General features: G+C 43.0%; 11 protein-coding genes. 6 read left to right on the top strand and 5 right to left on the bottom strand.

All coding sequences use genetic code 11. The features are described from left to right. Positions 1-82 precede the first annotated feature (82 nt). Positions 83-1,954 (top strand): sodium:proton antiporter, encoded by a 1,872-nt coding sequence (locus GA520_RS25045; RefSeq protein WP_163336137.1) that lies wholly within the window; start codon positions 83-85, stop codon positions 1,952-1,954. Then, entirely contained in the window at positions 1,899-4,445 is a 2,547-nt protein-coding gene (locus tag GA520_RS25040) for a phosphoenolpyruvate carboxylase (protein WP_163336136.1), read from the top strand. Before GA520_RS25045 ends, GA520_RS25040 begins: the two co-directional genes overlap by 56 nt. Before the next feature lie 342 nt (positions 4,446-4,787). Here GA520_RS25040 and GA520_RS25035 read toward each other — a convergent pair whose 3' ends face one another. From GA520_RS25035 to GA520_RS25020, 4 genes are all read right to left on the bottom strand, one after another. Then, positions 4,788-5,342, bottom strand: coding sequence for an HPP family protein (locus GA520_RS25035; RefSeq protein WP_163336135.1), 555 nt, complete (start codon positions 5,340-5,342; stop codon positions 4,788-4,790). A gap of 1,120 nt (positions 5,343-6,462) precedes the next feature. Next, positions 6,463-9,711, bottom strand: coding sequence for a hypothetical protein (locus GA520_RS25030; protein ID WP_163336134.1), 3,249 nt, complete (start codon positions 9,709-9,711; stop codon positions 6,463-6,465). Next, positions 9,711-11,726 (bottom strand): N-6 DNA methylase, encoded by a 2,016-nt coding sequence (locus tag GA520_RS25025; protein WP_163336133.1) that lies wholly within the window; start codon positions 11,724-11,726, stop codon positions 9,711-9,713. Before GA520_RS25025 ends, GA520_RS25030 begins: the two co-directional genes overlap by 1 nt. Then, the gene (locus tag GA520_RS25020) at positions 11,723-13,570 is read right to left on the bottom strand and encodes a DNA methyltransferase (RefSeq protein ID WP_163336132.1); all 1,848 of its coding nucleotides are present in this window, start codon (positions 13,568-13,570) and stop codon (positions 11,723-11,725) included. The genes GA520_RS25025 and GA520_RS25020 overlap by 4 nt, the downstream gene beginning before the upstream one ends. Positions 13,571-14,279: 709 nt before the next feature. On the opposite strand from GA520_RS25020, the gene GA520_RS25015 reads away from it, so the two are divergent. The 4 genes from GA520_RS25015 to GA520_RS25000 all read left to right on the top strand — a co-directional run bounded on the left by GA520_RS25015 (position 14,280) and on the right by GA520_RS25000 (position 17,894). Beyond that, positions 14,280-14,741 (top strand): hypothetical protein, encoded by a 462-nt coding sequence (locus GA520_RS25015; RefSeq protein ID WP_163336131.1) that lies wholly within the window; start codon positions 14,280-14,282, stop codon positions 14,739-14,741. A gap of 575 nt (positions 14,742-15,316) precedes the next feature. After that, positions 15,317-16,738 carry a hypothetical protein gene (locus tag GA520_RS25010; protein WP_163336130.1) on the top strand — a complete coding sequence of 474 codons (1,422 nt, stop codon included), beginning with the start codon at positions 15,317-15,319 and terminating at the stop codon, positions 16,736-16,738. A gap of 187 nt (positions 16,739-16,925) precedes the next feature. Continuing rightward, positions 16,926-17,591 carry a hypothetical protein gene (locus GA520_RS25005; protein WP_163336129.1) on the top strand — a complete coding sequence of 222 codons (666 nt, stop codon included), beginning with the start codon at positions 16,926-16,928 and terminating at the stop codon, positions 17,589-17,591. Between the two features lie 69 nt (positions 17,592-17,660). Next, the gene (locus tag GA520_RS25000) at positions 17,661-17,894 is read left to right on the top strand and encodes a hypothetical protein (RefSeq protein ID WP_163336128.1); all 234 of its coding nucleotides are present in this window, start codon (positions 17,661-17,663) and stop codon (positions 17,892-17,894) included. Positions 17,895-18,268: 374 nt separating this feature from the next. Here the strand turns inward: GA520_RS25000 and GA520_RS24995 are convergent, their stop codons facing one another. Further along, the gene (locus GA520_RS24995) at positions 18,269-18,526 is read right to left on the bottom strand and encodes a hypothetical protein (protein WP_163336127.1); all 258 of its coding nucleotides are present in this window, start codon (positions 18,524-18,526) and stop codon (positions 18,269-18,271) included. Positions 18,527-18,864 lie beyond the last annotated feature (338 nt).

Below are 18,864 nucleotides of genomic sequence, written 5' to 3'. Positions count from 1 at the left end.
TCAACGTTTGCGTTATACTTAAAATATCTAGTTTCTCTTCCCTTGTGGTGGTGACCATTGAAAAATATCCAGGAAAAAGATCATGCCTGAGAATGTACTACTCGCCATTTCAGGAGTCCTCATAACGGCAACATTGTGTCAATGGCTTGCATGGCGTCTCAAGCTACCTGGCATTGTATTTCTGCTCATTGCCGGGATTCTGGCTGGCCCGGTATTTGGTATCCTGGCACCAGAAAAGATTATGGGGTCTTTCTTTTTCCCGTTCGTATCCTTGTCGGTTGCTTTGATCCTTTTTGAGGGAAGCCTGACACTCAGATTTGAAGAAATTCGAGGATTAGAGAAAGTCGTTCAAAGAATGGTCTCTATCGGCATGGTCGTCACCTGGCTCATTACAGCCTTATCTGCACACTATGCAATCAAGTTATCTTGGGAAATCTCGCTTTTGTTTGGTGCCATAGCGGTGGTGAGCGGCCCTACCGTTATTATCCCCATGCTACGAACAATCAGGCCGACATCTTCTATTTCCAATATCCTCCGATGGGAGGGAATTGTGATTGACCCTATTGGTGCAGGTCTTGCCGTATTAGTATATGAGTTCGTAATATCAGGAAGCGGTCAGGAGGCATTTGGTCACACCATATTCTCCTTTGGAAAGATGCTTTTTGTGGGCGGCTCTATTGGGGTGAGTTGCGGCTACCTCTTCGGCCTCATCATCCGAAACAACTGGCTTCCGATTTTTCTGCAAACCCTAGGCACCCTGACCCTGGTCATTGTTTCCTTTATCGCTTCCAATGCACTTCAACCTGAATCCGGACTGGTCACCGTGACGATCATGGGAATCTGGCTTGCAAACATGAAGCATGTTGAAATTCAGGAAATTCTCGACTTTAAAGAGAATATCAGCATGCTATTGATATCTATACTTTTTATAATGCTCTCGGCCCGTCTTGATATTCAGGAACTCATAGGCCTTGGTTGGGGAGTTGTTCTTTTATTTGCTGCCATCCAGTTTCTGGCCCGCCCGTTGAACATCATGATCTCTTCTTTGGGGTCTCAGCTCACCTGGCCTGAACGTCATATGCTTGCGTGGGTTGCTCCTCGTGGAATAGTGGCCGCAGCAATATCTGCCCTGTTTTCTGTACAACTTGAAAAAGCGGGCGTTGCTGATGCACATTTACTCGTCCCCCTCACCTTTTTTATTATTATTGCAACGGTGGTCCTGCAAAGCATGACAGCCCGCCCGATTGCCCAGTGGTTAAAAGTGGCAGAGCCCGAACCCACAGGTTTTCTGATTATCGGAGCGAACAGTGTTGCTCGGGCAATTGCCAGTGCCTTGAAGGAAAACTCTATAAAGGTCCTGCTTGCTGATACGGGCTGGGACAATATATCCAAGGCAAAAATTGATGGATTGCCCACCTATTTTGGCAACCCTATTTCAGAACATGCCAATCGTCATATTGACCTTATCGGCATCGGTAGGGTCCTTTCAATTACTCCCTATGAAAATATCCATGCAGCGGCCATCTTGCATTTCAACCTGGAACTTGGTGATGAGAACGTTTTTACCCTCCAGCCAAAACCACAGACGAACGGTCTGGAGGTGCGAAGATTATCAATGCAAAAACAGGGTCGTATTCTTTTTGGAAAGGAAATAACCTATTCGTATATCGATTCGGTACTGTCACAAAATGGGGAGATCCGCTCGACAACCCTGTCCGAAAAATTTGATTTCGAGACATTTCTGGCTAAACACGGACCGCAAGAGGTTGTTCCCCTTTTCTCGATTGGACCAGATGCAAAAGTTTTTGTTTTTTCAGACAGTCGGCCGATAATCCCCAAACCGGAATGGACCATAGTTTACCTGCTGGCCCAGAGGGATACCATGGAGGAAACAGAAAATGAGCATATCACCAAGGGAAAAAGCGTTCGAGAGATCAGTAGAGAAAACGTTTAACGTGTATAACAGCCTGTTTCTGAACCTGCCATTTCGTAAAATTAAACAGACCGGCATGCTCATTCCCCTTCTGAGTCATGAATGCCGGAGGGGACTAGAAACCGGCAAAGAACCATTGAACATTCTGGATTCCTTTTTTGCGGCTCACTCTGAAATGGTTTCAGAAGAAGAGAAAATTGATTTCTTGCTGAGGGTAATCCAGTATGTAGAAAGACAGATAGTCCTGTATGACAGCGTTGAAGACGCGGCTTTTGCTCAATTGCTCACCTTTGGCAACCACATGTCCCTGAAAAATTGTATCGACATGGCTGTCAGCCGAAACCAGAGAAGTATACTTCTCAAAAAAATCTCTGAATTCAGTGTCCGGATAGTATTTACAGCTCACCCCACCCAATTTTACCCACGTTCCGTCCTCGATATTATTACACGCCTGAGATCACTCATCCGTGAAAACAATCTCCATGAAATTGATCTTTCACTGCAGCAGCTGGGCTTGACGTCTCTGATGAACCCTGAAAAACCGACGCCCCTCGAAGAAGCCAAAAACATCATTTATTTTCTTCGCAGCGTCTACTATGACGCAGTTGGCGAGCTGTATTCCACCATCAGGAAGAATCTCCCGGGTAATGATTTTGACAACCCGGACATTATTCAGCTCGGCTTCTGGCCTGGCGGAGATCGAGACGGCAACCCCTTTGTAACAGCGCAGACAACTGCAGAAGTGGCGGATGAACTCCGTATGACCTTGATGAAATGCTATTATCATGAGATCAAAAACTTAGCGACGAAACTCAGCTTTCGCGGGATAGAAGAGATTGTGACTCATTTGAAATCACAGCTCTATTTAACCATGTTTAACCGGTTAAAGACACTCTCGGCAGCAGAGCTCTTAATCCCGCTGAAGCAGATTCGTAAAATCCTGATTGAAAGTTTCAACAGCCTCTACCTCGATGAACTGGACAGTTTCATTGATAAAGTCAAAATATTCAGAACCCATTTTGCAACACTCGACATACGACAAAACCATGGCGAACACAAAAAGGTCATTGAACTCATCCTGAAAAATTATAACCACATCAAAAGCAGCCTGGATGAGCTCACGAAGGATCAACTGATCTCCATTCTTGTTCATGAAAATATAAATGTTCAAGAAGATCAATTTCAAGACGAGATCACGAAAGATACCATTCGCACCGTAGCAAAGATGAAGTTGATACAGCAGAAAAATGGAGAACTCGGCTGCAATCGATATATCATCAGTAATTCTGAGGACATACTCTCAATCCTCTTTGTCTATGCGTTATTGCGTTGGTGTGGCTGGAAAAACGAGAGCATTCCTGTGGATATCGTACCATTATTTGAATCCATAGCTGGCATGAAGAACGCAGGAGATATCATGCAGCAACTCTTTGATATCCCTGAATACAGAAATCATCTCCAGCAGAGGAAAGACACCCAAACCATCATGCTGGGGTTCTCCGACGGTACAAAGGATGGTGGATATCTCAATGCCAACTGGTCTATTTTCAAAACAAAAGAAAACCTGTCTGCAATGTGTGCTCAAAACCATATCAAGGTTATCTTCTTTGATGGCAGAGGTGGCCCACCCGCCAGAGGTGGCGGAAAATCACACAGATTCTATGCCTCACAAAGTCATCAGATCGCCAATAACGCCATCCAGTTAACCATCCAGGGCCAGACCATTACCAGTCTATACGGCACCCGCTCCCATTTCATCCATAATTGCGAACAAATGCTCACAGCCGGCCTCTCACACGGGTTATCTATAAGACCGACAGTAATTCCTGAAAATTCACGGGAAGTTATAGAGCGATTGGGACGTTTGAGTTATGAAAAATATACGGCTCTCAAACACCACAAGTTGTTTCTTCCCTATCTAGAAAACAGAAGCACCTTAAAATATTATATTGATGCCAATATAGGCAGCAGACCTGCAAAAAGAGGAGATAAAAAGACGCTGGAACTATCCGATCTGCGGGCAATTTCTTTTGTTGGATCGTGGAGCCAGTTACGACAAAATGTTCCCGGGTATTTTGGTATAGGAACAGCCTTAAAACAACTGATGGATGATATTGGCCTGGAGGAATTGCAAAAGTTGTATACAGATGTCTTGTTCTTCAAGACCTTGCTGTTGAACAGTATGATGTCTATGTCCAAATGTTATTTTGCCTTAACCGCTTATACCGAAAAAGATCCGATCTATAGCAAATTCTGGAAAATTCTATTTGAAGAATATCAGTTGTCAAAGAAAATGGTTCTGCTGGTTTCTAACAGCCGATTTTTGATGGAAGAAGAGCCAATATCAAGACGTTCTATCCACATAAGAGAGGACATTGTGCTGCCATTACTGATCATTCAGCAATACGCTTTTCAGAAAATTGAAAAACAGCCAAAAAACACTCAATCCTATGAAAAAATCATTCAAAGATCATTGTACGGCAATATTAATGCCAGCAGGAACTCTGCCTAATGATCACATCCTTAACATAAATAAATCATAAGGTTAAAGATCTTAAAGGATAAACTCGGACTAAGGTAACACTTGGATACCGGTGGCAGAACACTCGGTTTTCATTAAAACATAATATGGAAACAAATGTTCAAAGCGACCTCATGTCGCGAACTACGAGTCTGTACAAAAAGCGAAAGCCAACCGCTCCTGAAGTGTGGAGAAAAACGAGGACTATAGGGGAAATGTGCCCTTACTGAGCATAAAAACATGGTATGAGCTATAAGAACCCGAAGTGCCCCCCAGCAACGCGAGCCACGAGCCACTTCGGGATGAATAAATGGCATCAGTGAAATATGCGGGCTAGACCTCACATTGATTGATGAGTTGAGCGACTGTGCTGAATATGTCTGAAAGCCTTAATATGCCAATGACTTTTTGGCCGTCAACAACAAGCAGAGACTGATGCTGGCCTATGACAAGCTGATGTATAGCCTCATCAAGAGTGGCCTCCCGACTCAGATACTCACCATCCACCGGCTTTGACATGATATCACGAACATGGATGGAGCTGGCTTTTTTGCAAATATCTTTCAGTGGCTTTTGCCAAAGCTGCAGGTCTTTCAAAATGTTGGTAGCAGTCTCTTTACTCACGCCCCAATGCTTGAGATCTGGGAATTGGTCAATATTTTTATAATTTGGCTCAAGACCACGAATAACATCAATCTTGCTGAGTTTTCCTACAACTTCTCCATCTTCGCCCAATACTAGTATAGCTCTATGCATATACTTTGATTGGTCAAATTCAGCCTGCGCCTTTATCAAAGCCTGTATGGCGTCGTATAAGGTGGCATCTTGAGAGACAGTGGCGTACTCGGCAATTGGCACTATTATGTCTTCTATTCGTAATGATTGCATATTTTCCTCCCTTAACTTAACAGCCTGGAAATCTTCTCTAGAATAATTGAAAATTCCTGAGACACAATCCTCTTGCAATACTCTATGTGAAGGACTGTATACTCCTACACATGCAAAGTTAAGGCATGCCCATTGGGTTGTCACGGCAGATGCATGTTGTTTTAAGCACTAGCAAGAAGATGCGTATGCTCCAAGCAGTAGTATTCATGACGTTGATTCTACAGCATCTTTGTCTGGCCTTAATCATTAGCTTCCCATACAAACAGATGACGCTTTATCTATTTATGAAGCGTCCAGGGGTGGCAAACGCGTGGCAAACAAAAAACGGCAAGTTAAAAATATTAACTTGCCGTAATTATTGAAACAATATGGTGGAGGCGGCGGGAGTCGAATTAGACTCCCTATTTATCCATCGAATTGAAGCACAGCAGGCTTTTCCTCTTGATTCAGTGCGTTACAGGTAGTTTTATAGATTTTCAATAAGTTCAATACGTTCAATAAATCCACCCAATATGAATAAATTTTACACCAAATTTACCCCAAGGGTTTTTTTCAGTAAGTAAGCGTGAGTGAGTGTATGGGGGTAGCAAAAACTGTAATTACAATCGGTCAGGTTTCTTGTCACGAAACGTTACACCATCATCCAAGCCAAGAACAAGTGCGTCATTACAGCAAGTTACACTCATCACAAAACATGTTTCCCTGTATCTTCATAAAGTAGAAAGCAGGGTATAGGGTGATTCTGAGGCATAGAACAATAGCAATAAACTACGCAATAACAACGCATTAAGTAACCAATATTCCGTTACCATTACACTCGTCACTGGTCATATCAACCTCACTGTCACGAGTACAAATGTTCCAAATGAAGGCCAACAAACACCGCCCGTATTTCAGCTCTGTCAACTCTGATAGTTTTTCCTGGTCTTAGTCACTAACACCTTCAGCGATGTAGTGGGCCAAGACAAATGAAAGGAATTCTTGCGGTTTATCGGGGTAGTGTTGTTGTAGTGTAAACGACTGGCAATGGAGCGCTGTGTAATTGCCAGTCGGAGCTGAAGCAGTTGTTGGATTATTTTTATGCTTTTAAGGGCGTCCCTTTTGGTTCCCACACTATTGACTATAATCCAAGCAGTTCCTTTACAGCCTCATCATAAGCCTGATACGAATCTAATTCGGCAATATGCTTCCTTACCTTTCTTCGTCTTTGCGCTAAATTGCATCCGGCACTAAAAATCTTCTGTTCAGTAATGCCTGGTTTCTTCTTTTCCCATTCGCAAATGAGAGCTATTGTGGCATCGACTACGGCTATGTGGTCGGGGTGCTCTCTGTCGTAGGGTGGGATAATACTGGGGGCTAACTTATGGACATGTCGCCTCCCGAAACTCCCTATTGGCTGAAAATCAGTAATGAGCATGTCAATGGATTCGCTATTAAGCATCCCCGTCAAATAAATCGCATCATCCTTGTCATTTGTTATGTGCCAGTACAACGTCTGGTCAATTATGAGTTTGTCAATGTCATAATCAGATGTCTTTAGATACGCACTGCATGGGATACCGCCACCAGCCCCATAAACAACAAGGTAGCTTTCTTCGGGAAACATCTGCGCCTGGAGCTTATGTCGCACGGTATCTATGTCAATAAAAAGGTCTGGGAGTGTTTTTGCGCCACCATAAGCTGCCAATATCTCATTAAAAGCAGCTTGGGTCTGAGGGAAAGCAGAAACATTAGTTGCGTCGACAGGTTGCCAGCCACTCGTGGTGTCTTTTATAACAGGCAGAAACACCTTGGTTGATGGAGCAAGGTCAAATGCAGCCAGATGACTGGATAGAAGCACATCAAAGACGTATTCTCCTTCGACAACTCGTGGAGTTATTCTGAAATCCTTGAATTTTTTGGCATCTTTCACTCTATAGTCTGAGCCATCATCTTCAAGTCCATATGGTGCAATATGGTATCTATCGCCTGCTCCAGTTGCTGGGGTAATCTTGTGGAAGTAAGATGTCCGAGGCATGACATCTGCACCTTGGGTAAAGCTAACAGCCATGAACAAATCATTTGTATCGGTAATGGTGTGATTGTCAGTCCAGGCAACCCTGTCTCGCTGAATTACTTTTTTGAATGTCCTTTCTTCCTGCTCAGTCGCAGTGACCATGGCACCGGGAAGCGTGTCGATGACTGCTGCCTCAGCTTTCTTTCCAAAGAGAACGATAGCCTGATTTTTGAAGGTAAATTTCTGGACCCTCCACAATCTTTCGAAGGATAATTGAATAGGCTTCCTTCGGTTCTTGTACTCACCTTTCAGGAACGGACTATGCTGAAGTCCGTTCAAAATGGTGGCTGGTAGTATGCAACCGACTACGGCATCATCTTCCAAGTACCGTTCCACGGCATGAAGGAGAAAAGTTGTGGCAAGTTCCACATGCAAATGTGATGCACCTGGAGGTTTAATGTTGAATTTTTCAGCCCGGTCGCGTAGCGCTTGGCCATAAGGGTTGTCGGCAATTTTACTGAGAGCCAGCCATGGTGGATTTGAAACGAGACCGTTAAACTGACCCGAAACAAGTCCGGGGCGGTAACTGTTGCGGAGAATAAATGCCCATATGCCATTACGTCCGTCCCGATGAAGAGAATCCAATGTTTCTATCAGTTGTTGCAAGAAGGTCAAAAGGGGTGGCCGGTCTTCCTTAGTGATGACGGTTCCGGTTTCATCACAAGCAGAGGTCAGTATTGATTCAAACAAAGCTGCCTTCAAAGAAACTTTTTTCACCTTTGCATTGTTCATGGCAACCGATAAGCTTCTGCTCAACAAAGAATCAAACAAAGACCGATGGTCAGATGAAACCATAAAGCTTGGTAATTCCACGCGATGCTCTGCGAAGTGAAGAATATGGAGACTTTCGGACATTTCTTCGTGGACAACTTTTGAAAGAGGCGTGACTGCAAAAAGGGAATCCGCGTGATAGACTGGAATGGAAATACTGAAAGTACCATCGAAAGGCTCAAGCCAACTTCTTGCTGCCATTAACCAACTTATTTTGGAAAGCATGACCGCCAGCGGGTCTATATCGAAGCCGGTGATTGTTTGAGTAAGTCTGGTTATGGACGTTTCGTCAGGGATAGCGCCTTCTACTTTCAGACGGTTTAAAGTGATTTTTGTCGCTTCAATAATCATTGCTCCAGAACCACAGCTCATATCAATCAACCTGGGTTCTTCACCTTCTGGTAGCATAGATGTCACTTGCTGGACAACCTGCTTGGCCAACCATGCTGGTGTCCATTCTTGTCCAAGCAAAAGTCGCTGAGAACGGCGAGCAAGCTGAGCCATAATTTCACCGAACAAATCTTCTACCGGTGCCGAAGCAAAATCATAAGCTCGTAAGTCGTCCTGAATTGCCTGTGCTATAGGCAGAAGTCCAGCAACATGGGGAGATGAATTTAGCCAGCCGAAGTAGTCATATTCGACAAGGTTTTCCAGACCCCGGCTATGGAAAAAATCGCCCGTAAGGATGGATTCAAGCTGGGGACGGTCACTCAGAAGTGCTTTTTTCTCAATGACGTTTGCACATATGAGTTTTGCGAGGGTGAGGATATACATCTCACGAATGTAGGTTCTTAAGTCAAATGCTCCTATGGAACTCTCGTCTCCAAGATAGGCGACGAAATCCTGCCAGAGTTTTTTTATGAGCCTTGCGTAGGTAGGATTACCAGTAAATGCAGCGACAACGACTTTGCCTAATTTGGAAATGTGCTTGTCGCAGAATGGGCTTCCAAGTCCCATATCCTCCGCCAATGTCTCGGCGTTTAAGGGACGAGAGCCTTCACGACCGAAATGACGAAGGAGAAAACCTATCAGTTTCTTTGCATTCAGTTCATTGGGAACGGTTAAGTCGAGAGAATCAATCTCTTCCAGGGTTACGTGTTCAGCCCCAAGGAGTGTCTCGATTTTTACCCCGTCATTGATTTTGAGGCGATATGCCCGCCAATACACTGTGTCAGAGAGTATTCCAATAATCAAGTCTGGAGAATGTCCTGCATTTACCAAGGAGGCACTGTAATTGGCAACTTGATTATAACCTTCATCAAATTTAGCCTTCGTGAGTAAATCAGGCTCCCATTCAATTGCAGTCAAACCGACAAGATTATCAACAAATCCCCTTTTCTTAATTTCAGTTTCGGAAAACGTGACCATGGCTTCACTTCCACGAACATGATAGCGGACCCACCAGGGGACTTCAGTGAACATCTTACCCAAGTAATGAGCAAGATTCTCTCGAAGGATGCTTTCTTTTGATTTTTTCGACTTAAGGTCGATGGCATCTTTAATGAATTCTTTAACTACGGCATGGTTGACTTGAATTTCCATTATTTCCTCAATCGTCTTTCAAGATAGATTTGGGCGAGATGGCGAAGCTCTACAACTTTTTTCTTTGACTCTTTGGTCCCTGTTAGTCTTGAAACAACCACCTTGTCAATTGCATCCATAACCCCAGTTAGATTGCCATGGTCTTTTTCTGCCAGTTGCTTTCCAAGGTTAGAAAGTTGTGACCAATCACCAGGTTTGAAGTCAGGTACCGGAACCTTCCTTAAATGTGTTGCTTCAACTTTGAGAGCGCCACCACCCATAACTGAAGCGCTCAGTTCCATTACGACCAGAGACCATAAACAGTTGAAGAAAGCGAGTAATGCATATGCATCAACTTTTGGTTTCTTACCCAACCAGATGGTCGAAAAATTTGCGTCGATTATGGATGCTCTTTCCATATTGAGGAAAGTTTTGGGGTTTTCGTTGTTTACTCGAGCAATGAAAAGGTCTGGAGTATGGCGGGGAGTGAAATCAGGCAGCATGTACCAGAACCGGGACTTCCGAATATTGGGAGCTACCGCACTCAATTCATAGACCCGCTTAGGTTCTTCAGTTGTCCCAAAATTGGTTTCATATGCTATCCTAATTAAAGTTGCAAGCTCCGGTGGAGTCTGGTCGTATGAAGCGTCATCGCAATTCGTTAGGTCTTCAGGCAAAGCATGGTTGTGTAAAGTTAAGACGCAGCCTTTCAATGACGAGCTATTCAAAATGTAACCATCAGGCAATTCGGTTTGCTTTCTTAGGACTGGGGCAATACATGAGGGTGGTACTTGGACACGCCGTATTCCAAATAAGGGCGATGGAGCTATAACAGCGTTACCCTCAACAACTTCAAGAAAATCCGCATAAAAGAAGCGGTTTGCACCGGTTCTGAGCCCTTGTCCCACGTGGACACCTATTTCATTGAGGCTGTGAAAATTGTTTACTGAGGTGGCCTTACCGAGCCAGTGGGACAACTCAGAGGGTAAATGAATTCCGTTGTTTTTCCCTGGCATTTCGGATTCACCAAGAATGCTGAGCCATCCCTGAGAAACACAGGCACTTTGGAGGTTGCATGACATATGTGAAAGAGCTGTCCATTGGACTGAAAACCCTGCCCCTATAATGTCAGTATGTTCATCGTACCAGCGGTTAGCCTCTTGCGCGAATCGCACTTCAGCATCGGCTGTTCCAGGAAAGATATTTCCAACAAAGCTGTCACTGCACTTGGTATCTTTCGACAGGCATATATGAACAAACCCTTCATCACTCCAATCAAAAGCTGAATCTCTACGGGTGATTCTTTCAGCGACCAGCAGGTTCGTCTTAACCTGGGCTTTATCGAACCATGTTGAATTGATATCCTCTACGATGTAACGAATCTTAAACCAGCGGAGTAAAATATATTGGATTGGCAAGGCGTATTCACGATTGAGCCACGAATCTGGTACGACAATCGCCAATGTCCCGCCTTTTTTAACAAGCGCGGCACAAAGTATCCAAGATGGCACGGCAAGGTCGGCAAGCCCGGAGTATTTTTGGCAGAGGTGGAGAAACAGTTGTTTATCGTACTTATCAAGATTAGGTAGATGTTTGATGGCTGAGATAAGTGATGAGCGGATTTCAGTGGCGTTCGGCAATTTCAGGGAGGCATCAACACCCTTGGTCATACTCTGATAACGAACGTATGGCGGGTTGGTAATCACCAAATCCCATTTGAGCGTTGGTAACTGAGACAAAAGTGAAAAATCGAAGGCATTACCAAGCAACGGTTTGAGTGACTTTACTCTCTTGGCACAAGCCTCACGGGCAATCGGGTCTATCTCGATTGCACCCTTGACCTTAGGACGTGCTCCTATATCGTGGGAAGCAACCAGCATGTCCCCAATACCAGCCATAGGGTCGAGGACACTTTTCGACTGTTGTGCCTGAGCCAATGCAGCCAGTAGCTTCGCCAGGTGAAGTCCGGTGTAGTATTGCCCTAAACGCTTCTTACGGGTTGCTTTGGTTTCAAATTCCTTCTTGATGGCAGTCACTTCTTGAAACCTTCTTTTTTAATCTTTTTATAAAATTCTCCTGCGCTTAAAGAAACGCAGATACCCATTTCAAGACATCGGGCAGCATAGCGAGAATAGAGCCTTTCCGGTTCACGTTCATGGAGATTGTTTTCAAGACGGGCACGTTCTTTCACTTCAAGGAAAGCCTGCTCCGAGGTTTGAATTTCGGATATTAGATTCCCGTTAGGCGTTTTTGACAGAAGCAACAAGGGGTCTCCCTTGACGGACACAGTAGAAACAATCTGTTTGAAGCTTGCCTGGATTTTATCAAGGACGCTGGTAGCCTCTACGTTCAAACCAGCTGTAGTGTACGCCAAAGAAAGCGCACGCCAGATTGCAGCCTTGGCAGAATGGAAAACAACGGTCGTTTTCCCTTCCTGTTTCATGACCCGGGCAATTTCCTTGAATACGCTTCCCATCAATTGCCCATAAGAGTCGATATCTTTACCTTGTACATTACTGACGATAATTTCATTTGAGCGATTGGTTACATTGCCAAGCCATAACTCGTTTAGCTGGTTAATTTCGGCATAGGGGATAAAGTCGCCAAATGGTGGGTCTGTAAAAACGTAATCAATGCTTTCGGCTGGGATATGGAGTTTTGTACTGCTCGCATTGCAAACTTCAACCTTACTTTGGCTTCCCGATACAAGTTCGAATGCCTTCATAATTGGGCCAGCTTTACGCTTTACCCCCAAGAGGATGTTTTTCTCAACGGGGAGACCACTTACATATAGGACACCACTTTGAGCGCCAGTAAGGACAAAATCATTTTCCCCATTCTTGACGACTACACGTGTCATCAAGGTCGAATGGGTCGAATTATAGCTAAGCACCAGTAGTCGTAAGGCATCTTGAAGATGTTCCGGGAAAAATTCAATGAGATGCCATAAGGTTGTCATCACTAAAAAATTTCGTCTGGTATAAAAATGGTGCAAGTGTGTGATTCCGGTATGGTACCCTGAACGGTACAGGTCTCCCCAGACTATCTTATGTTTTGGAGCATAGGCTGGAATTGGAGAGCGTAATACACGCTCAACTAACGCGATATCTTGTTCGGTTGGTTCTCTTTGCCAGGTCGTTGTGTTGGTCCGACCGTACACTCTTGCCAGCACCCTCTTTTTACTGACTACATTCCGTCCCAGTATCTTATCCCGCCCCTTTTCCGTCTGACGGTCACAATCATTAACCATAACGGTTTTCTTGCAAGACGTGCACTTGAACTGGTCTACAAGATGGAGGGGGGCGCGCCTGACAACGGCATCCCAATAATTAATTTCAGCTCCACATTTCTGACATAGAAGAACATCAGCCCATATAGCATGCCGCATGGTCCCTTTATTGCCTTCCGGGTCTTTAGTTTCATAAACCCAACCGATTTCTTTTTGAGCCATGTCCAATAAATCTTCCGTGGCTTTTTTGAACTCTTTTGGACAAGGAGAATTACACATGGTCTTTGAGACAAATGAGCCAAGGCCACCAAGCTCATAAAGTACTGCTTTACGTGCACCCCATTTGGGGTTTATCCCAATTTCTTGGGCTATCTTTTTCATGGCAGCAGTTGGCTTGTCGCATAACAGAGTAGCCAACCCAGTAGTTCCGCTGCCGGCGAATGTGTCGAGGATAGTAGCACCTGGCTTAGTGTGTGTAGCGATAAATATGGCTATTGCTTCTGGGGATATTTTGGTTGGGTAAGAAAAGGCATTATAAAGCGGGCCAGTCCTGGTTGAAGGCATGGGCTTTTCGTAAAGTATTTTGTAAGAGGAATTCAGCGTAATTTTATCGTTTTTTTTGTTGGTTCTTTCAGATTTCCCGGATTTCATATGAATATTGTTATTCCTTCTATCTACAAGGTAGGAGTGTACAAGTTATTAACGCGCTCTCGTTTCCCTTACCGTCATGAACAAGTTATTATCAAGCTTCCGCATATCATTCCGGGTAAAGACAATTTGACGACGGTTTTTTATATATGATACCCATTTTCTAACTGGTTATAATCCAGTAACGAATTATAGCCGGTAACTGGATACCACAACTGGACCGAAATTCCTACCAAACTGGTCAAAAAAGTTACACTTGGTATTCGCACAAAATTTTTTTCATCTGCATAAAAATGCTATGAAGAGTCAAGATATATTTAACGTATAAAAACAATGGAAGATGACCTGCTTTCCCAAGGTAAATCATAATAGTATAGAATATCATATAGATACAAGTTTATCCCCATAATCACTATGAGTAGGCTATAATTTTAGTAGCGGCGGAAAGATTCTCTCTCAACAACTTATTCTGGTCTGGTGTTATACTGGTAGCTGTGGCTACTATTTGTAAGCGATTTGTGGTATTTTTTGAGCAAAAGGAACGATAACTACCTTATAGTACAATATTTATTACTACTATGCGGTACGGTTTGATTCTGATAGACTCAAAGTAGTGTTGAAGGGGTAGAAAAAATCATTCAATAACCTAAACCTGATTAGCCTTTCATATTTTGGCCTAAGCAGTTTAATATACGATGAATTGAGATAAAAAATGATTGTGAAAACTTTAAAAGGAAACGTTGAAGATGCTGAGATTTTAAATATCTTTGATTCTGAAACAGATGAAGTATCAAAGCAATTTAAAAGATGCTGTTCTGAAGAGAAAATAAGAGTTCTTCTGTTAAAAGGGGAAGACAATAATACTGTTGGTTTCTGCGGTTTTTTTATTTCAAAGCAAGAAGTACCTCCCATGTTTCATTTTATGTTTTCCGTTGAATATGTCTTCATTAAGCCAGAATACAGGAACAATAAATTTTCCTACATGTTTAGACAACAAATCGCCGATAATGTTAAAGTCTTTGTAGCTGAAAATAGGGGTAATGGAGAACACATACTGATATCACGAGCTGATATTATAAGTGTCGAAGGTGTAAAATTCATGGAGCGGATAAACCAAATCCTTAAATCAGTATCAGATAAAAATGGATTCGAATTTATCAATGCCACTCCTTGATAAGAGAATCACGACTCTTGGTTACTTAATTTTGTCCAATCCAAAGTAGAGCAAGAATATCCTCTGGCTGAAGATAGCAAGTGAGCAGCAGTATAGGAAGAGAAGGTTCAAGGTTACAGATTCTCAGCTGGGAGAGCAGCTTAAAACGTCACGGCCTATCATCAGCAAATATAAAGCGCGCCTGAAAGAATTAGGATATCTCAATGTTGATGACGGGAGAAAAGTCCAGAAGTTATCGGTAAAGTACTTCGTTCAGTAATGTTAACCAGGCATACTCTCTACCAGTAGTATCCTTTACATACATTACCAACAGTGCAGTAAGTACCAGCGGCCGAGTAGTTTTCTCTTAGAGGGTAAATATACAGGTGCAAACTGCTAAAACTGCTTATTGGCATAGGTTACAGAAGGTTTTCTTTAGTTTTATCTGTCAACTCCGACTGCAATTATTAAGGCACTGGTGCCATCCAAACATCGCTCTGAAAATTAGCCTGACAGGCGTGGAGATTATTTGTATTGTCACGTCAGACAGATAACCAACTTTCATTTCAATATTATTTTTTAGGTGGACCGGCTCTATGGGCGATGGCGATAGCGAGTTCAAAATATTACATGGTAAAAACAACATCATTTTGGTTGCACCTCACGGTAATATGAAAAAGCCAAGAGACGATGAGTGGACTGCTGAACTCACCACAAAAATGCAAGAAAAACTTGGTTGTTATGCTGTTATCAATGATTTGTACCGAAGACCAAGGTTTAAAGACAAATGTTTCGATTTTGATAAAAAAATATGCAATCTCAATCACATTGACGAATATGAGAAAACGCCATTGTACGAGCAATTTGTAGGGCAATTAAAACAATTCAAAAATGAAATAACCGGCCGTGGTGAGATACCATATATTTTCCATATTCACGGGGCTTCTTCCGCTAAATTCAAGAAGGCCTGTAAAGAAGTCTATCCCAAAAAACCAGAAGATGTATGTATTCTAATTGGTACTGGCAGGGGTGTTTTACCCAAAACAAAAGACGAAAGTTTGACAGCCTCTCCTGAAATAGTCAATCAGCTTATAGACTTTTTTAATGTTGAGAAACTTATCTCCTATTCTACGAATAATGAGGAATATACGGCCAAGAAAGCACACAACTTGAATCAACTTTTTAGAATGCGCTATCCAGATGATAAAGTTGTTTCTTTCCAGCTCGAAATTCGTAAAAAGGACTATAGGGACAATGAAGAAAACGCAAAAATTGCTGCCGTTAAAATAGCAGCTGCCATCGGCAAATTAACCGGGGTGGTTCCCATCATTGAAGGGGAGGTTGTAAAAGCAGAAGAGAAGCTTCCTTTTGACACGCAAAAGGTAAATGAAGCAGTTCAGCATATCTTGGAAACATTTCAGACTGCGGTGGCTATGGCTTTGATTGATGTAGGAAATCACCTCATAGAGACCTTCTTCGGCGGTGATTATGAAAGCGCCAGTAATCCAAGGAATATTAACGTAAACACCTCTATCATGCAAATTCAAAAGCAACTTCGTCATGAGATAGGTAGTCCCTCCCAGTCGTGGGTTTATGATGCCATAAAGGTCAGCGCCTATAGCCGCATGTTCGAAGATGAGAATTTCCAGACGTTTGGAAATTTAAGTATCAGTCAGAGGGTTAAGATTGCTTATTACAAAGGCAGCATGGAAGAAAAGAAGCAAATTGCCCAACTTTCGTATGATAACAAATGGTCAGTCCGGGACTTATCGAAAGAAATTAAGACGCGAGAGTTCGGGAAAAAGCCTGTACAGGAGCAGTTAGTCTATCTGTTGGCTTCACCAAAGGAGTTCATGGAGGCCTGTGAGCAAAATAAGTTCCAAAAAGACCTACAGGGATTAGAGGCCGAGCATCAGAATAAGATTAAGGCGGATGCTGACAAGGAGGCCAAGAAAATAGGTAAGCAGATAGAAAAGCTTGAGCGGTTAAAGAAGCAGTATGAAAAATTGGGGAAATAGACGGTCTTGTCCGTTAGCCATGTACGTAGGACCGGGGGCATCTTTCTGAATAGTAGAAAAATAGCAAGTTATGCAGTTTCAACATAATTACTTGCTATGCTACAAGAAAAATACACTTGACACTTATTCTTAGTCTTGCTAATATCTTGGTTAAGATAAATACTATTTTAATTCAGGAGGTAGCCTCATGGATGCTTTGATAGAGCTTCAAAACGAAAAAAACAATATATTGTCATCTATTTCAAAAGCAGCAAGCGAGGGAAAAACTGACTTGGTATTGGCGGAGAGTGAAAAATTAGAAAAAATTAAGAATCTTATTTCTCGTCATAGTCAAATTATCGCAGAGCTTGAAGGGTTGAGAAACAACAGCTCCCAGATACCTGAACAAAAAACTCGTCGTATTATTGCTAAGCCGGTTGATGAATCGCGGTCAAGGCAAATGCTGACCTCAAGAGAGCTTGGTGAGAAAATTCGTAGTGAATTCTTAAGTCATCGTGAAGCTGAAGGCATCCACCTCCAGTTAATTAAAAATAAGACAATCTTTCGCACTGGGTCTGGAAAGCGTGTGGGAATTGCCGTTGCAACAGAAAGACAACCAAACAGATGGTTCCTGGGGCTCCCAGTTGGAGGTTTCGACCACGCTGTGCTTTTATGCCAACGCGAAAGCGGAGAAGTAATCGACATACCTTTACCAGAGAAATTTTTCGAGAAATACGGCAACGAAATGAGCGAGTCAAAAGGGCAGCTCAAATTTAATGTCGTCAATAAAGGTAGTGGGCTACTTGTGCTGGTTCCAGGCACAGACGGAATAAACGGTAAGTCTTTCGCAAGTGACTATGCGTTTCTTTTGTAAGAGGAACCGTAGTGCTCAACCTTAACTATACTTATTTTATCTTAGAAAGAAATATAAAGAGGTCTTCCTATGAGTTTTCACGGTATAGCTGAGGATTGGCCGGACCAAATATGCCCACATTGCGACAGTTTCGCATATGCAGTAGACGGTGGTGCAGGTCGCTACTGGTGGCGCTGTGAGACTTGCCACTACGAAACAGAGGTGGTTTGGTTTGAAGAGCTCGGTAATTGCTGGCGGCGAATGATTAAGGGGGAAAAGCCACCAAACTATTATGAAGCATCAAACTTAAAAGATGAAGAATGAATTATTCATAAAATCAATAGGATAACAAGATAGTAAACCAGACGGCGCGGAGAAGCGTTGCGTCAGACGCGGCAAAGTTCAGTGGTTGCCGCAGATTACCCTTGACGTTCAGATAGCCACCTCGAAGGTCTGAATATTTTGACAATCTCTTAATTTGACACTGCTACAGTGAAGGGAATCAACTAACCCCTCACAAGAAGAAAGTATTTTGAAACCCAGATTTTTTTTGAGCATCATTGTCCATCCCCTATTGCGCCTACCAGCTAAATACATTTACCCCACCCATACAAACATCTAAACGGCCCACACTACCATCTTTTGCTTAACGAGGCCATATTGTGTCGTGCAGAAGGAAAATAGCCACATAGCTCATTTTAAGGGCTCCGTGGTGACAGAACGAAGTTCGATAGTAGTAATAATAATAGTACTATATCAAAAAGTACATCCAGCTTTTCCTGAACAAGTTCCTTCGCTCTCTTCTTTCTCAGGTATGCGTAGTTTTTTGGTGAGTACTCTGGATAACGACTGCTCTCTGGGTGTTGGTATAATAGTACTACTATTCTATCCGGCATCACTCCAGTAGCCCTGCTACACCTAGCAAACTCAATTCCCATTACTTCTTTGTCCTCCATTTTTATCGTCCGTATCGCCCATACCGTCCAGGACAGTTCGGACGACTTGGACGATATTTTTTCTTCTTTATATTGCTCAGGGTTGGTGGTCGAATGCTTTTTTACACAACCGAGTGTTTAGTCGTCACCCTGAAGGAATTGAGGTAGATATTTCATGTTTTGAGGAATTAAAGCCCCCCCCTTTTTGACGTAGGAGGGTCTCTCTGAATGTCACCATAGTATCAAACTGCAACATTTTATAAAAAGCACAGAGTTTGTTCTCTTTTGTTAAACGTGTGGGTCTATCAACACACCCCCTCCCCCTTCCGATGTAGAGCAGGTTCTTTTGCATCAGTCCA

Origin of the sequence: Desulfopila sp. IMCC35008 (assembly GCF_010646885.2) — a bacterium.
Classification (GTDB): domain Bacteria; phylum Desulfobacterota; class Desulfobulbia; order Desulfobulbales; family Desulfocapsaceae; genus Desulfopila.
The sequence above is the reverse complement of the archived record's forward strand: the minus strand, read 5'-3'. Positions and strand labels throughout refer to the sequence as shown.

What these genes read in the sequence shown, in the direction of transcription:
- GA520_RS25045 (WP_163336137.1), top strand. Translation starts at nt 83, where the DNA reads ATGCCTGAGAATGTACTACTCGCCATTTCAGGAGTCCTCATAACGGCA.
- GA520_RS25000 (WP_163336128.1), top strand. Translation starts at nt 17,661, where the DNA reads ATGAGTTTTCACGGTATAGCTGAGGATTGGCCGGACCAAATATGCCCA.
- GA520_RS25015 (WP_163336131.1), top strand. Translation starts at nt 14,280, where the DNA reads ATGATTGTGAAAACTTTAAAAGGAAACGTTGAAGATGCTGAGATTTTA.
- GA520_RS24995 (WP_163336127.1), bottom strand. Translation starts at nt 18,526, where the DNA reads ATGGAGGACAAAGAAGTAATGGGAATTGAGTTTGCTAGGTGTAGCAGG.
- GA520_RS25030 (WP_163336134.1), bottom strand. Translation starts at nt 9,711, where the DNA reads ATGGAAATTCAAGTCAACCATGCCGTAGTTAAAGAATTCATTAAAGAT.
- GA520_RS25010 (WP_163336130.1), top strand. Translation starts at nt 15,317, where the DNA reads ATGGGCGATGGCGATAGCGAGTTCAAAATATTACATGGTAAAAACAAC.
- GA520_RS25035 (WP_163336135.1), bottom strand. Translation starts at nt 5,342, where the DNA reads ATGCAATCATTACGAATAGAAGACATAATAGTGCCAATTGCCGAGTAC.
- GA520_RS25005 (WP_163336129.1), top strand. Translation starts at nt 16,926, where the DNA reads ATGGATGCTTTGATAGAGCTTCAAAACGAAAAAAACAATATATTGTCA.
- GA520_RS25040 (WP_163336136.1), top strand. Translation starts at nt 1,899, where the DNA reads ATGAGCATATCACCAAGGGAAAAAGCGTTCGAGAGATCAGTAGAGAAA.
- GA520_RS25020 (WP_163336132.1), bottom strand. Translation starts at nt 13,570, where the DNA reads ATGAAATCCGGGAAATCTGAAAGAACCAACAAAAAAAACGATAAAATT.